General features: G+C 58.0%; 10 protein-coding genes and 2 pseudogenes. 2 read left to right on the plus strand and 10 right to left on the minus strand.

Translation table 11 applies throughout. The features are described 5' to 3' along the window. Nucleotides 1-849: 849 nt before the first annotated feature. Nucleotides 850-1,113, minus strand: coding sequence for a hypothetical protein (locus LRP30_RS33750; RefSeq protein ID WP_249757612.1), 264 nt, complete (start codon nucleotides 1,111-1,113; stop codon nucleotides 850-852). Between the two features lie 190 nt (nucleotides 1,114-1,303). Between LRP30_RS33750 and LRP30_RS33755 the strand changes: the two genes are divergently transcribed. Together LRP30_RS33755 and LRP30_RS33760 are read left to right on the plus strand one after the other, a co-directional pair. Next, the gene (locus LRP30_RS33755; protein WP_249757613.1) at nucleotides 1,304-1,615 is read left to right on the plus strand and encodes a hypothetical protein; all 312 of its coding nucleotides are present in this window, start codon (nucleotides 1,304-1,306) and stop codon (nucleotides 1,613-1,615) included. A gap of 262 nt (nucleotides 1,616-1,877) precedes the next feature. Beyond that, nucleotides 1,878-3,353, plus strand: a complete 1,476-nt coding sequence (locus LRP30_RS33760; protein WP_276017381.1) for an IS4 family transposase — start codon at nucleotides 1,878-1,880, stop codon at nucleotides 3,351-3,353. 27 nt (nucleotides 3,354-3,380) lie between these two features. On the opposite strand, the pseudogene LRP30_RS33765 reads toward LRP30_RS33760, so the two are convergent. The 9 genes and pseudogenes from LRP30_RS33765 to LRP30_RS45100 all read right to left on the minus strand — a co-directional run. Further along, a pseudogene (locus tag LRP30_RS33765) lies at nucleotides 3,381-3,596 on the minus strand (transposase); the annotation flags it as partial. 1,593 nt (nucleotides 3,597-5,189) lie between these two features. Continuing rightward, a pseudogene (pyk, locus tag LRP30_RS33770) lies at nucleotides 5,190-6,601 on the minus strand (pyruvate kinase). 111 nt (nucleotides 6,602-6,712) lie between these two features. After that, complete coding sequence (locus LRP30_RS33775) at nucleotides 6,713-7,189, minus strand: Lrp/AsnC family transcriptional regulator (RefSeq protein WP_249761894.1); 477 nt, start codon at nucleotides 7,187-7,189, stop codon at nucleotides 6,713-6,715. Nucleotides 7,190-7,528: 339 nt separating this feature from the next. Beyond that, on the minus strand, nucleotides 7,529-9,307 hold the full coding sequence (locus tag LRP30_RS33780) for an FAD-dependent oxidoreductase (protein ID WP_249757615.1): 1,779 nt from the start codon (nucleotides 9,305-9,307) through the stop codon (nucleotides 7,529-7,531). A gap of 28 nt (nucleotides 9,308-9,335) precedes the next feature. Further along, nucleotides 9,336-10,709 carry a phosphoenolpyruvate hydrolase family protein gene (locus tag LRP30_RS33785; protein ID WP_249757616.1) on the minus strand — a complete coding sequence of 458 codons (1,374 nt, stop codon included), beginning with the start codon at nucleotides 10,707-10,709 and terminating at the stop codon, nucleotides 9,336-9,338. Nucleotides 10,710-10,839: 130 nt separating this feature from the next. Next, a complete protein-coding gene (ugpC, locus tag LRP30_RS33790; RefSeq protein ID WP_249757617.1) occupies nucleotides 10,840-11,949 on the minus strand; it encodes a sn-glycerol-3-phosphate ABC transporter ATP-binding protein UgpC in 1,110 nt (369 codons plus the stop codon). Continuing rightward, entirely contained in the window at nucleotides 11,949-12,773 is an 825-nt protein-coding gene (locus LRP30_RS33795; protein ID WP_249757618.1) for an HAD-IIA family hydrolase, read from the minus strand. The genes ugpC and LRP30_RS33795 overlap by 1 nt, the downstream gene beginning before the upstream one ends. Continuing rightward, entirely contained in the window at nucleotides 12,766-13,536 is a 771-nt protein-coding gene (locus tag LRP30_RS33800) for an SDR family oxidoreductase (protein ID WP_249757619.1), read from the minus strand. The genes LRP30_RS33795 and LRP30_RS33800 overlap by 8 nt, the downstream gene beginning before the upstream one ends. Continuing rightward, a complete protein-coding gene (locus LRP30_RS45100; protein ID WP_256477668.1) occupies nucleotides 13,533-13,898 on the minus strand; it encodes a PfkB family carbohydrate kinase in 366 nt (121 codons plus the stop codon). Before LRP30_RS45100 ends, LRP30_RS33800 begins: the two co-directional genes overlap by 4 nt. Nucleotides 13,899-13,968: the final 70 nt, after the last annotated feature.

Genomic DNA, 13,968 nt, shown 5'->3' on the forward strand with positions numbered 1-13,968 from the left:
CCCTCGAGCTTTGTCCAGCTCGCCATCAGCTTGAGTCCGCCCAAGAGAGCCGCATCCATATTGAGAAGCTCAACGCGCCGTTTCTCTATACGCTCAAGGCTAGTGCCCGGAGTTCAGCGCTAGCATCAAATGCGCGATCGAGAAAGACCTATGTCCGGCTCTGAAGACAAAGGCCGCCAAGTGAGGCGGCCTCTGTTTAATAGCTTACGGTAGGCGCTGGCAGACGACACGTAGCTGGCTGACGCATCTTATGCAGTATTTCGTCCAGGCGAAGAGCCGATGACATCGACTCCAATTGCATATTCGCCCGGCTGGCATTTGCTACTTGATTGCCCCGGGTTGCCGCTAGTCCATGAACCAGTCGTTGGCCCCGACGGAACGATGTTTCCAGTAAATTGAGTTCCGTTACCACTTAGGCGCTCCTCAGTAGCTTACTGAGCGAAGGCAGACGACGCGGCGAGCACACAAAAAATTGCAAGTGAATAAATGGATTTCATAACTCCACCTCCAAAAATTGAGTGGAAGGTAAGCTTACAACTAATTCGACAACCTGCAACTGATTCTGCGTGAGGTACGGAAAAGACATCGAGCCGTATTTTTTTTGCACCGCCACTCAACAGCATTGATCGCTGGGATGGATGTCAAGAACCCGCGGCGCGCACGCGCCTCGCCATCTATAGCGCACTTGGCCGATCGGTTAGGCATTGGACCCTGACTCCGTCCGGACGGGCTCGATTTTTGTGCGCGCAGACCTCACTTCTTCGGCCATGTCGCGCGCGCAAATGTCATCGCGCGGCGGAAGTCGGCCTATTACGCAAAGGCCGACGTCGCGCTGCTGAAGCAGGTTGCTCAGCCCTGGCCGGAGGCGCTCTGATGCTCGACGCCATCGAGACCTATCTCGCGCTCCGCCGCACCACGGGCTTCGCGATGTCGACCGCGGAGTACCTGCTGAAGAGCTTTGCCGCCTTCGCGGCCGAGCGCGGACAAATGTACGTCGAGACAAAAACAGCGATCGACTGGGCCGCGCTCGGACCATCCGTCGCGCAACGCGATGCACGCCTCAGAGCCGTCTGTCGCTTCGTACGCCATGTCCGGGTGGAGGACGTCGGGCACGAGCTGCCGCCGGCAAATCACTTCGGCGCCTGCAAAAAGCGTCGCACGCCGCACATCTACACGACAGACGAGATCAGTCGGCTGGTCGAAGCTGCGCTGCGGCTTCGGCCAACGCGGGGCTTGCGCCCGCACACGCAAGCGACCTTGATCGCGCTGCTCTCACGCTCTGCGGCACACCGCGGCGACCGAGATGCTGCGCCATGGCGTGCCGCTCGACAAGATCGGCCTCGTCCTTCGGCATCGCGGCATCGACACGACGGTCATATCGACCCAGTCCTTCTCTTCCATGTGTCGTTCCCAGGTATATCCAGGAGGATCTTCCTCGTGCACGCGCTCTTTTGCGATGAAATACTTTCGATCAGTGGTATCGACGCCGTTCTTCGTAACCATCCATTGTGACCCGACCCAAAGTGCTGGCATGGCAATCGACCTCCGTTATCGGTACCAATGTAGCGGCGGACTTTGGGCCGTCAGCTTATTGGAGGCACACTGTCCCCGTTAAAAAACGTGGTCCATGGGCGCATGCGGGCTTGAGAGTGGTGACGCCGTTTCGGCGGCGATCCCGATTAGGAAGATGAGAAATTGGCATAGCCCAGACCCTCCAGCCATCCTTCGGAAGCCACCTGACCAGAGGTCGTCACCGGCTTTCAATTACCCACAAATGCTTGATTCGATGGCGATAGTCCTGATCGAAAAATCTTGAATCGGATGAATCGCTTGTGATTCATTGTCGGGCACCTGAATCGCGACGGCGAGGTGACTTGATGTGTTCAAGCGGAACGGCGTGTCGTTGCTCGGCCGGCCCGGATGATGGTGATGAAAGTGCCGTCGAACATTGGACGGAGCGCGAGATCGACAAGACAGCGTTCAAGGATGCCCGTCTCGGTCAACGATTTAGCGAGCTGTTGAAGCAAATTGGTGACGGCATGGGCGGGAGCATACCGTTCGCGTGCCAGGACTGGGCGAACACGAAGGCGGCCTACCGCTTCTTCGCCAACGAGCGCGTGGAGGAGGCCGACATCCTCAGCGGTCACTTCGCCGCCACGCGCGCGCGTTACGATGATTGTAGAGGCCCGATCCTCCTTATTCAGGACACGACGGAATTCTCCTACCAGCGCGCGAACACGAGCGCTATTGGCCTGACCAAGAGCGTCAACAGCGGCCGGGACAAGGACGGCCGTTGGCGCCATCACACGGTCTGCGGAATGCTGATGCATTCCAGTCTCGCCGTGACTGTCGAGGGCCTGCCGCTGGGATTGGCGGCGGTGAAGTTCTGGACACGGAAAAAGTTCAAAGGCACGGCGCAGCTCAAGAAGAAGATTAACCCGACCCGCGTTCCGATTGAGAAGAAGGAAAGCGTTCGCTGGCTCGACAATCTCAGGCAATCAATCGAGCGGCTCGGACAACCGGAGCGTTGCATTCATATTGGTGACCGCGAAAGCGACATCTACGAATTGTATTGCCTGACGCAGGAGCTTGGCGCTCACTTCCTTGTCCGCGCCTGCGTCGATCGGCTGGCAGGCGATGGCGGTCATACGATTGCAACCGAGATGGAAGAGACCAGCGTCAAAGGCTTGCATTACATCGACGTGCGCAACGACAAGGGTGAGACGACGAAGGTCGCGCTGGAAATCAAGTTCAAGCGGATCGCGGTCTTGCCTCCCATCGGCAAGCAGAAACGTTATCCAGCCCTCGATCTGACGATAATCCATGCGACCGAGCGCGGTACGCCAAAGGGCCGTAAACCGATTGAGTGGAAGCTCATCACAGACCTAGCCGTCCGCAGTCGCTCCGAAGCAATCGAGAAGATTAACTGGTACGCCATGCGGTGGAAAATCGAGGTGTTCCACAAGATCCTGAAATCGGGCTGCAAGGCGGAAGACTCAAAACTCCGGACCGCGGAGCGACTTGCCAATCTAATGGCGGTCTTCTGCATTCTCAGTTGGCGCGTCCTCTGGCTCACCATGCTCAATCGCATCGCCCCAGACGCGTCACCGAAGCTCGCATTGACGGACACCGAGATCGCATTGCTCGATCGACTCATCAGCGCCGCGAGCCATCGACGATGTCGCCCTGGAACCCTTGCATTTTATCTTACCAAACTTGCACGATTGGGTGGCTACCTGGCCAGGGCGGGCGATCCGCCGCCTGGAAATGTTGTCATCTGGCGCGGCCTCTCGAGACTCACAGATATCGAACTTGGCGCCGAAATCGCAGCTGCTGGAAATGTGGGTAATTGAAAGCGTCACCGGATGTGTACGAAATAATTGCCGCCATCGCAGCAGCAAGGACCGCGAAATGCCATATCGCCGCGCCGTCGCCGCCACCTGGCGCGGCGCTTGTAAGCTCTCAAGGACGGTCTTGAGCTTCTCATCCTCGGACCAGCGTCGGCGCCGACCCGTCTCAACCACTTCGAGCCGTCCAACTTGGGTGCTGACCTTATCACGCGCGTGGCGTGGACAAGGAAGATAAGCTCGCCGCATGAAATGCGCTGTTGCCCCAGCGCCAGTACGAGGGCTAGTTGCCCGGACGGGGGAAAATACTTTTAGAATGATCGGTCCGAAATTCTGGAGCTACATTCGTTTCAGTCTTCAGAAGTTGTTCGAAATCTGGTGGCAATCTGTAGGTCGAACGATCGCTACTCGATTTGTACCGACGACTCGCTCCTGAAGATATTTTGCGAGCGGATGAATTGTTTGATCGATGTTGCCGTTGATACGCCGCCTTTCCGGCCAAGGATTAAGCAACTTCCAGTACGTAAGATAGCGCTCATTGTGAATATGAATAAACTCCGCAGGATTCAGCTCGTAATTGTATTCTCGACATGCACCCAAATCGAAACTTAACCTGATGCGGCTCGGGTGCGACCTATCGCGATACCAGCATCGGCCCGGCCTTGAGCAAGGGAAGCTACTACTACCACTTAAGCCGCTCACCAAGTCGACTTCAACTACCTAGAGGCCGCAACTAGTGCCGCTGTGGGTCTTCATTTGCGTAATCCGATGCAAGGCGGCCACTGATTGAACGAACCCGCTACGCGGGAGTGGAGGCAATACGGTAAGACCAGCGAGTGCACTTACGCACCGTTCCCGGTGTCGGCATCCCATGTCGGCCGCGGGCTTGGAGCTCGACCTCATTCTCGCCTGGAATAGCGGCGATCCAAGGCATAGCTACCGAACCCCGTGTGCTCGATCCGACCGCAGCTTCCAGATCAAGGACATGAACCTAACCCCGCTCCCGTGTGCCCGGCTTGCCAAACACGGGCTCAATGATCTTGCGGGCTGGCATGCGGCTCGTCGTCGTCCACAACGAGGCGAGATGAGGATCGATCGCTACCTCCACGTTCTCGAGAATGCGACGGAGGCTGGAGGGATCCTGATCGGCTGCTATAGCGGTCCTCATATCGCGATCACGGAGCGTTCGGAGCCTCTGCGGCGCGACAGCGCCCACGGCTTCGGTTTGATTGAGACGATCCCGGACATCCGGGTCTCGCCAACAGGCGATGGACCGCGAGCGGGCGCACTCACACATTTGTTTGGTGAGTGGCATACGCATCCCGGATTTTTGTCGGGACCATCCGCGATAGATCCGAAAGACGTGGCGAGACGTCAGACGGAATAACGTCGCCGGAAGCTCGGTCTTCCTCGCAAGAGGCGGCGATGGCTGGTGGGCAGGCCTTGGCGCCCGAAGGACATTGGATGAGGATGTCGATCGTTGCACCCGATGACGAATGACCGCGACTGTCGTCGTGATTGTAGGATTCGAATGCCAACCGCTAGCTATTCGTTGAGCAAGGACTCGCTAATGCAGACGAAGGACTCGTGCTTCGTTGTACCGGGTTTGTATGAAAATCGAGAACGACGCCAAAAATTGTGCTCCGAAAAGACCGCCAGCTCTTGTTTTTGACGAGGAAAGCTCGATGGAGCGGGTGAAGGGAATCGAACCCTCGTATTCAGCTTGGAAGGCTGATGCTGCCTCGAACTCAAGCAATATCGGCTCCCGGTCACAGCTGAATCCTGAGTGTGGCCCATATGGCGATCGAGTGGCGTTCCGCAGCTCGATTCAAGGGCATTGTCTTAACAAGCGACAACGCGAAGATTGTTTGTCGCGCCTCTAAGTCCAAACGGGACTCCAGAGACAATCACGGCCAAGTCGCCCAATCGAATATAGCCTTCGTGGTGCGCGGCCGCCGAGGCGATCCGCGTCATCTCCTCATAACCAGAAGGATCGCTGGACACGGCACTGTGCACCCCCCACAACAAGCACATGCGCCGAGCCACTTTCTCGTCCGGAGTAAGGGCAAGAATCGGCACTGGCGGCCGGCTGCGCGAGATCCGAGCGGCTGTCGTCCCGCCTGCCGTGAACCCGATGATGACCTTGGCGCCAATTGTAGCGGCAAGATCTGCCCCTGCGGCCGCGACGGCATGCGAAGGGGTGCTCTCCACGTCAGCTCGAGAAGCGTCGATCAGCGACCGATAGAGATGATGCCGCTCCGTGCTTTTGATGATGCGATCCATCATGGCAACAGCGTCAATCGGGTAGGCCCCGCTTGCCGATTCAGCAGATTGCATCACTGCATCGGCTCCATCATAGATGGCGGTTGCGACATCTGAGGTTTCCGCCCGCGTCGGCGTCGGCCCAGCCACCATGGAATCCAACATTTGCGTTGCGATGATGACGGACTTTCCGGCACGCCGACAGGCACGCACGAGCTCCTTTTGTCGGCCAGGTACCTCCTCGGCCGGGATTTCGACGCCAAGATCACCGCGCGCTACCATAATGGCGTCCGACAAGCCAATGATGTCGTCGATGCGATCGAGCGCCATCGGCGTCTCGATTTTGGCGATCAGACCTGCGGCCTGGCCAATGATGGCGCGCGCCTCGATCAGGTCGACGGTTTCTGAACAAAGGACAAGGCCACCCAGTCGACCCCAAGGTCAATGCCGAACGCGAGGTCGGCGCGATCTTTCTTGGTGAGCGGAGATAAGTCGAGCATAGCCCCCGGCACGTTGACCCCCTTGTGGTCCGAGATCAGGCCTCCGACCGCCACTTGCGCAACGATTTCTCCGTCTCTTGGTTCGGTGACCCTCAAGTGCACCCGGCCATCGTCAATGAGAAGTTCTTGCCCGGGATGAACGGCTGCAAAAATCTCCGGATGAGGCAAGGGTATCGATTGCTTTGCTCCTTTGGCTCCGTCGATCACAAAGCGGACCGTTTCACCAGCCCGCAAAACCAGCCTGCCTTCTTCAAGGGAGCCGATGCGGAGCTTTGGACCTTGGAGATCCTGCAGAATGCCTATCGGCCGGCCGAATTCCCGCTCGAGTTCACGGATACACACATAACTCTTGGCGTGGTCTTCGTGGGCACCGTGACTGAAATTTAGCCGAAAGATATCGACCCCGGAAAGGTAGAGAGCACGTATCTTCTCAGGCTCGGCACTTGCCGGACCGACGGTTGCCGCGATCTTGGCGTGACGCGAGCGACGCAATGTATCCCCCTCTGAAAGAATGTGATCGATCTAGCCATAAAGACCAAAGCCGACCCTTGCGGACTGCCTTCGACAGCAGTTGAGCAAGCCGATGTCCTCTTCGTCAGTGGGTTAACACCATGCGATCGACGCTATTGGCAAAGTAAATCCTGCTTTGAACCGATCCATGACAACCATTGTTTCAATGCGCTTTATGTCTGAACTTTCCTCTGTAAGACGTCGGGCAAACCGCTCGTAATCTTCCATATCGTTTACCGTAACGAGCAAGACGACGTCGGCCAGACCAGTAACGTAGAATGCGCTCATCACTTCAGGCATCTTGCGAGTTTGCCGCTTTAGGCGATCAACGGTGTCGGCACGCGCGCGCTCTAAGGAAATGAGAACCACTGCCGTCACATGCCGCCCAATTGCTTTTGGAGAAATGATGGAAACGTCGGCCTCTATGACACCCTTGGATCGAAGGCGCTTCAGCCGACGTTGAACTCCGGATGCGGATAGGCCGACCTTACTTCCAAGTTGTTCACTACAGAGGCGATTGTTTCGTTGGATGAGATCAAGAAGACGAAAATCGATCTTGTCAAGTTGCATCACTGCCTCGCGGCCGGCGGATTGCGATCGCATCGGGGAAGCAGACGCCTGCGCGGCTTGTCCTGACATTTTCGATTCGTCACGACGCAGCCCAGCTGTTGAACGATCGATTTCTCCCGCTGTCATGTGCCTTGGAACACCTATGGGAGCCCAGCTCTTTGCGATCTACCGAAGACAGGGCTCACCACGCTCGAACCCGGCCGCCATCTCGAGAATGTCGCGGATCGGGACCCACGACCGCTGAGAGCTGCTGATGAAGGCTGTCCGACTCCAGTGCTATCGATACGCGCCCCGGACCCGAGCACATATTTCCCCGCCACAGACGAGTGTGGTAGATGGTCAAGCTCCGGAAGCGACGGCTTTTTGCTCCTGATCAGCGGAAAGCATTATTGCGTTGACGATGCGATATGCGAATACGATGGCGGGACCGATTGTTATCCCTGCCCCGGGATAAATTCCACGCATCGGCGACGTCATGTCGTTGCCGCAAGCATAAAGACCCTGGATTGCGTTGCCTTGTGCATCCAGGACGTTTCCGTAACTGTCGGTCGCCAACCCGGTCGCCGTGCCAAGCGTTGCCGGAACGATCGGCAACGCGACAAATGGTCCGTCTTTGATTGGTCCAAGATTTGGATTTTTTCCCATGGTCGGATCGCCGAGCGTCCGATTGAAAGCCGATTCCCCACGCTTGAAGAGTGGATCGCGTCCTTGGGCAGCGTGCGCGTTGTGTTCCTCGATCGTCTTTTGAAGCACAGCGGCATCTAGTCCCAGCTGCTTTGCGAGCTCCGAAATCGTTGCACCTGCCTTGATGTAGCCAAGGCGGACATATTTACCGATGCTCAACGTCGAGGGCCATGGCAGCAGGTGTCCCATACCCCTCAATCGCACGAACTGGTGATCGCAGATGAAGTAGAACCGCTTATCTCCTGGATATCCGTTTTCAAACATTGCCAGGCAAATATCGTGGTACGAATTCGATTCATTGACGAAGCGTCTGGCATTTGGACCGACAGCAATGACCCCAGGACGGCCACGGTCGAGCCAGCCGTATGGCACGACCTGCGAGCCGCTGCCGCGTTTCAGGATTGAAACTGGGGTCCAGAAGCCGGCGGATGCAACATCTTTGTCGATGGCGGCCCCGAGCGTGGTTGCAAGCCCAATGCCGTCACCGTTAACATCGACGTGGGCCAACGTAACGTCATGCTGGTGTGCACCACTGAGGTCCGCCCTCAACTGCGCGTCCCGGGCAAAGCCGCCAGTTGCGAGAACAACACCACGCGAGGCGCGAACGCGGACGTCAAGATTGATCCGCTTGACAACGGCACCCGTGACGCGCCCGCCTTCCTTCATGAGTTCGAGCGCTGGAGAAGATGGCCAAATTTCTACGCCGTACTCGCGCAGGCTCACCAGCAGCCGCGCAATCAGGGCATTCCCGCCGCTGAGCTCAGTACCACGCCTGAAGCTGAGCCGATCCCGCGCATAGCGGCAAAGGCGAGTTAAGACGTGCTTGAGCGAGGCAATAGAGTGGAGCGGGTTGAGAAAGCTTCTCACCTCGCTCGATGAGATCATCATGCCCCCGAGCACAACCCGAATGGGGTCACCAATCAAATCGAAGTCCTTGCCTAGAAGCCGCCCATCATAGGGAGCGGGACTCAGTGCCCGTCCCCTATCAATGCCGCCAAGTTGGCTCGAGTGATAATCGGGCGTAGAGGCCAAGTTAAACTTGACACTCGTGCCGTTCTCGAGCGCGGTTAGCGCCGCCGGGCCGTCTTCGAGATAAGTATCAATGAATTGCGCACGGTAATGAACGCCGAGTTCATGCTGCAGGTATGTCCTCGCATTGGCGATGGTGTCATCGATGTTAGCCGCGCGCGCCTGAGCAGAACAAGGAACCCAGATCATGCCATTCGACAGGGCCGTCGTTCCGCCAAGTCGCGGCGATTTCTCGCATACAATGACGCGCAGTCCGGCCTTTGCCGCATAGAGCGCCGCCGACAGTCCAGCCGCGCCGCTGCCGACCACGAGTACATCTGTCTCCCAGTCCTGATCCGGCCTCGTGCCCCCTTTGGAGGCGAAAGCGATCGGGTCCGGTTTAGCTCGGTCATTTGGTGTGTTCATGCGGCCTCGCTGCACGTTGCAGTGAACATCAATGAGCTTGCGGAAGCGGGACAGCTTTGAAATCCGCCGCCGCTGTTTTCACCGCCCGTTCAATTGGAAGCCTTTCGATTGAGGATGCGCCAACAAAGCCGACACACGCGGTCGTCCGATAGACCTCGATCGTATCTTCAGGCTCGGCAATTGCCCCACCATGGCAAAGCGAGAGGACGTCCGACCGGACGGTTAGCGCCGCCGCGTTGATCTCATTGATGCGCCGGATCGCCTCCTTTATGGATTGCCCGTCCTCATGACCGACCAAGCCGCCGCGCGTTGCGCCGACATGTGGGACGATGCAGTCGGCCCCTGCACTTGCCATCGCTTTGGCGTCTTGGGGGCTTGCAACATAGGCGAGCGAAAAGATATTCTTCTTGCGCGCGAGAGCGATCAGTTCGACCTCACGTTCAAAGCCGAGGCCGACGCGGCCGCGGCGGTCACGCCAGGTGTCACCCATGGTCGAGATCGTCGGATAGTTGATGACGCCGGAGAACCCAGCAGCCCAAAACTTGTCCAAAAGAGCATCGAGGTCGAGCCGGAGAGGATCCCAAGCCTCGATACCGCCAACCACCGGCACGGAAGACACCACGTTCCGAATTTCCGCCGCAAGCTCCAGCGTGCGTGCGTTGGAATCGCCGATCCGGCTCGTGGGAAGTCCCATCAGACGCGACAGGCCGGTCGAGTAGACCACCAGCATGTCGGCACCTCGCGCGCTCTTCGCCAGCCTCGTCGAGGGCCGCTGGATCGACGACCACGCCAACCTGCTCTTCGTTATCGGCCCGCCGCCAAGTAGGCAGATCACGTTTCGGTCGACGGATTGAGCCACGCGCGCGACTGCGCTCGTGCGCGCGGCAAGCTCCGACAGGCTAATCGATGGGTCGGATGCGCTTTCAACGCCACGATTGAGATTGAAGTTGATGCAGATGGCTTGAGTACCAGCTTCAACCATGCGCCGTGCTTCGGATTGGGTTCGAGTATAGGCGATCGTCATCAGGCCACGTTTTGCCGCCTTCACCAGCAGCTCTATTTCGCGGGCGTAACCTAGGCCGCATTTCTCAAGCAACGACCTTCTGTAGTCATCAATGTGGATGACGGAAGGGAAGTTAGTGCCCCCCGAAAAACCCCATCTGCTGATCCGATCGAGCCAACGATCAATATCGAGCTGCGGATCAAAGGTACAAGCGCCGAAGAATACCGGCAATTTCGTGCTGGGCAGGATCTCGGTCCGACCGAAGCCGGCCACGAATTCATTGCTATTGCGGATTGGGAGGATTGAGGCGGGTGAAGAACCGCCCATCGCGCGAAATCGGCCGGCATTGAGCGCAAGCACGAAATCCGCTCCTGCTCGTTCGGCCGCTCTCGCAGCCATGCCCGATCCGATCCCAGCCCCCAGCACAAACGAACGGGGGTTCCGGAAGAACTGCCTGATACCGCCTCCCTTCACCTCATCCGTCCGTGTCTATAGACCGCATTCGCTCCTGGCGCGGCACTAACTAAAATTAGCTCCAATTTGCGGGCGCATGCAACCGCCGCAGGGCTTTTCCGTTCGCCATGAAAAGATGGCAGTCCGCCGGGGAAGCCGCAAGCCGAACTTTACCGGAGCTTTTGTGCGGCTCGGGCTTTGACGCTTTTGCGACGACTGCCTCCTTTCCGGCGTTGCCGTAAACGTAAGTGATGCTACCAAGATGCTCGACGAAATCGAGATCGAGATCGATCGCGATATCCTTATCTACGGACGATGGGGAGAAATCATCGGGCCGAATCCCAAGCGTGATCGGCTTGCCGATGAGCGATTTGTCCGGCTCCACGGGGACGCAGACCACCATGCCCGCGTCCAGTCTAACGTCCATGCCGAACTCATTCGCTGCTTCGACCTTGCCGCCTAGGAAGTTCATTTCGGGCGAGCCAATGAATCCCGCGACAAACCGCGACGCCGGATTGTGGTAGAGATCATGGGGGCTACCCACCTGCTCGATGACACCTTCCTTGAGCACGACGATCTTGTCAGCCATCGTCATCGCTTCGATTTGGTCGTGCGTCACATAAATCATCGTGTTGCCAAGCTGCTTGTGAAGCTTGGCAATCTGAACCCGCATTTGGACGCGCAATTCCGTATCCAGGCTGGACAACGGCTCGTCGAACAAAAACACCTTGGGCTCGCGCACAATGGCCCGCCCGATTGCCACGCGCTGCCGCTGCCCGCCGGAGAGTTGTCGAGGTTTACGATCCAACAGATGATCCATCTGCAACAGCGACGCAGTCTGTGCAACCCTGGTATCAATCTCGGCTTTGCTAACTTTCGCCATGCGTAGAGGAAAGGCGAGATTCTCGCGGACTGTCATATGCGGATAGAGAGCGTAGCTCTGAAACACCATGCCAAGGTTACGATCAGCCGCGTCAACATCGTTGACGACCTCGTTATCGATCAGCAGCCGCCCACCGCTAATTGGCTCCAGCCCTCCGATCATGCGCAGCAGCGTCGACTTACCCGACCCGGATGGCCCGACGAAGACGACGAATTCGCCATGGTCGATTGTCAGGTTGATATTCCGCAGGATCTGGATAGTCCCATACGCCTTGCTGACGCCTTCCAGACGAACATCGGCCATCACGCTCTCCTCTGTCGCGGGCTTCCAACCAAGGCCGGGATCTCAATCTCTGCCACGCTCGATACGATGAAATCTGGTCGCGCCAGGGCAGGATTCTCTCGGGGCGGAACGCCGGTCGTGACCAGCACGGTTGGAAGGCCAGCTCGTTTACCGGCCTGAATATCCGTCGCAATCTGGTCACCGATCATCAGTGTGGCGCTGCGCTCCGTCCCTAGACGGGAAAGCGCCGTTTTGATCATGTGCGGCTCGGGCTTACCAACGATCAGGGGCTTGACCTGGGCAGCAACAGCCACAGCCGTAATTGTTGCTCCTGCTCCCGGTTCGAAGCCATCGGCGGTCGGCAAGAGAAGATCAGGGTTGGTGCCGATGAGGGCGGCTCCGTTCAAGATCGCCTTAACCGCAATCCGCATCTTCTCATGCGTGATGCCGCGATCGAGACCCATCACGACGATCTCCGGCTCTTGGTCAGTAACGTCCAGACCTACCGCGGCGACTGCATTCGCAAGCGAGGGCGCGCCGATGACATATACACGCCTCGCGTCCGGGTACTTCGCGCGTGCGAGTTCTGCGGCCGCAATCGCGCTGGTAACCACTTCGCTGGGCGCAATTGCAAGGCCAAACGCTTCCAATTTGCGGACGACGTCCTCCGGCGTGTGGGTCGAATTGTTTGTCACGAAGCAGAACGGCAGTCCGGCCGCCTGCCATCGCGCAAACGCTTCTATGGCATCGACAATTGCGGCATCTCCACGATAGAGGACGCCATCGAGGTCCGAAATGATCCCAGCGACTGACGGCCAGTTGAGGTGAGAGCTTGGGCTAGCCATTCATCAGCATCCCGCCGTTCACGTGAACGATCTGCCCTGTCATGTAGGAAGCCGCAGGACTCGCGAGGAAGACGGCTAGCCCTGCGATATCCTCAGGCACTCCAACCCGTCCCAACGGAATCCGGCCACCATGGCGCGCTTCAGTCTCCTCCCGCGGGCGACCGTGCATTGGAGTATCAATGATGCCAGGAGCGATCGCGTTCACGTTGATGCTGAGGGGCGCGCATTCATAGGCAAGTAGTTTGGTCACGTCGTGAACGATTGCCTTCGAAAGACAATAGTCGCCTCCGCCGGCCTGGTAGTTGAACACTGCACCTTGCGAGGACAGCGAGGAGCCGATATTGACGATGCGTCCGCCCTTGCTTTTCATGAAGCGCTCGACGACCAGTTTTGAACAGCGCAGGACAGCGATCGAGTTGATCTGGATCGTACGTTCGATCTTTTCAGCGCTGCCGCTAAGCAACGGCTGGGCAGATTTGATGCCTGCATTATTGACCAGCACGTCGAGCCGGCCAAAGTGTTCGTCGATCTGTTCGAGGACCCTTCCGACGTCCTCCTCGCGCGCGACATCCATAGCCATGGGCACTATACCGTTGCCATAGGGCAGTCTTGGCAAAGTGTCTCTGAGGTTCTCCAGATTGGCATCGGTGGCAACGACGTTCGCACCTGCCTGGCGAAACGCATTAGCAATGGCAGAGCCAATACCGCCGCCTGCCCCGGTGACGAGCACCGTTCGGTCTGCAACTGAGAACTGTTCGGTCATTCCAACTCCAAGATCGTTTGAGACTGTAGAAACTCGTCAACAGCCTGGGCTGTCGGCATTGAGCTTTGAGCACCGCGCCGTGTCACACATAAGGCTGCAACCGCTAGCGCCTTCCTCACTGCTTCCTTTAAAGGCAGCCGCTGAGCGAGCGATGCTGCGAATGCCCCATTGAAAGCATCTCCTGCGGCCGTGGTATCGACGACCTTGACGGGAAACGCCCGCAGAGCAAAGGAGCGCGTGGCATCAGCATAGTAAGCTCCCTGCGCCCCGAGCGTGATCAGCGCGGCACCGGGCCCGAGATCAAGCAGCTTGCCCGCCGCACACGCGGCGCTATCGAAGTCGCATACCTCGATGCCTGTCAGCTCGAAAGCTTCCGTCTGGTTCGGCGTGACGAAATCAACGCTTTTCCACGCAGCCGATGGAAGACCTGGT

The sequence above is a fragment of the Bradyrhizobium sp. C-145 genome, assembly GCF_023375135.1.
Classification (GTDB): Bacteria; Pseudomonadota; Alphaproteobacteria; order Rhizobiales; family Xanthobacteraceae; genus Bradyrhizobium; species Bradyrhizobium zhanjiangense.